The following is a 1,634-nucleotide window of genomic DNA, read 5'->3' on the forward strand; positions in this document are numbered from 1 at the left end:
ACTTTAGATGGGTCACTAAGCGCCTGAATTCGACACTGTCTTCATTGAGATCCAGACTGAGATTGTATTTAATCATATGAATAATATCACGGATTAGGTTGGTTACACTGATCGTGTTATTCATATCTTCATGCAGTTGTGCATTCACTAAATGCAGAGTAATAAAGCCTGCTTCATCTTCATCAAATTGAACGCCGGATGCTTTTTTGATTAATTGCAATGCTTGTAATCCAACCTCATATTCCACAGGATATAATTGCTTGATCTCCCACAACATTCCATTTTTAACTTTCTGACCAGTTTGTAGTCTTTGAATAGCAAAGTGTAGATGATCAGCTAAAGCTATTCGGAGGCTAGAATGCAGGTTTCCTGCGAGTGAGGAGTTTGCAAGTTCCAAGATTTGTTCTACCGTAGCAAGAAGTTCAAGCGGTATTTCTTCTAGCAGTTCGTGATAACGAGCATCAATAGCTGTATCGCTAGAGGCGAGAGTAAACACCTTCTCTATTTTTTTTGCATCAATTTCCATTCCAATTTTCATTTGAAATCCGATTCCTCGCCCCATAACAACGACTTCTCGTTGATTGGCATCGGTAGAAATGAGTACATTATTATTTAATACTTTTGATACACGCATGATTTATAAACTACTTGGCTAAATTTGTGTATAAAAAAACCTAAGCTGGGTAAGGTATAATTATATCTTACCCAGCTTAGGTTTTGCCTGCTTTATCAGTAACAATCCTTATTTGAATCTAGTCTATAGGGATTATTGGGTGTTCTCAAATTGATAGCAGATAATGTGTGAATGAGTACACATTTATCATTGAGTTTGTTTAATGAGGGGGATTTCGAGGCAACGTGTTATGATTTGATCATTAGACTTATGTTGTATGTGATTTGTCTCTAATTTTTTGTTGCTGGTACGCGCCTTTTTAGCGATCTAAATCACGGTTGATGCTTTATGGCGTTGACCGAATAAACCGGTGAGAATAACGTCACCGACATCAAAACGGATTGTTATCGCAATAGCGAGCAAAACCTGACTTTATTTCTCTTTTCACAGTGTTGACGGAGTAAGGAGTCAGGTTTTTTTATACATAAATTTTAGTATTTGGGATTGTTACCTTTGGCTGGGCAAAACCCGAGAATATCCACTTTTAGTTTGGATATTCTCGGGTTTTTTTATTCCTTTTTGTCACTGGGTAACCTGATTTATTGAATAGGGCATTTTATGGAATACGAGCAACTTGCGGCAAAGATCATACACAATGTTGGTGGGGCCGATAACGTAACGAGTGTTGTACATTGTGCAACCCGTCTTAGATTCAAACTTAATGACAACAGTAAGGCTGACAAAGAGCAAGTTAAGGCTTTGGACGGAGTTATTGCTGCGGTAGAAAGTGGTGGACAATTTCAGGTGGTGATCGGTAACCAGGTAAATCAAGTTTTTCGTGCGGTAATGGCGACAATGGGCAGTGAAGAGGTTATAAAACCGACCGAGAAAAAAGCCAAGGATGGCGTATTGAGTGCTTTTATCGATATTATTTCGGGCATTTTTACTCCCTTACTTGGAATTATGGCGGCATCCGGAATTTTGAAAGGTGGCCTAGCATTGGCTATAGCGGCTGGCTGGG

Annotated in this window: 2 protein-coding genes; one reads left to right on the top strand and one right to left on the bottom strand. The window is 39.0% G+C overall.

The window, feature by feature from the left end; all coding sequences use genetic code 11:
* On the bottom strand, positions 1-634 hold a 634-nt coding region (locus B7C60_RS14115), incomplete at its 3' end, for a PRD domain-containing protein (protein ID WP_216639327.1).
* Positions 635-1,231: 597 nt separating this feature from the next.
* Here B7C60_RS14115 and B7C60_RS17260 point away from each other — a divergent pair.
* On the top strand, positions 1,232-1,634 hold a 403-nt coding region (locus tag B7C60_RS17260; protein ID WP_216639328.1), incomplete at its 3' end, for a glucose PTS transporter subunit EIIB.

It is taken from the genome of Vibrio fujianensis, from assembly GCF_002749895.1.
Classification (GTDB): domain Bacteria; phylum Pseudomonadota; class Gammaproteobacteria; order Enterobacterales; family Vibrionaceae; genus Vibrio; species Vibrio fujianensis.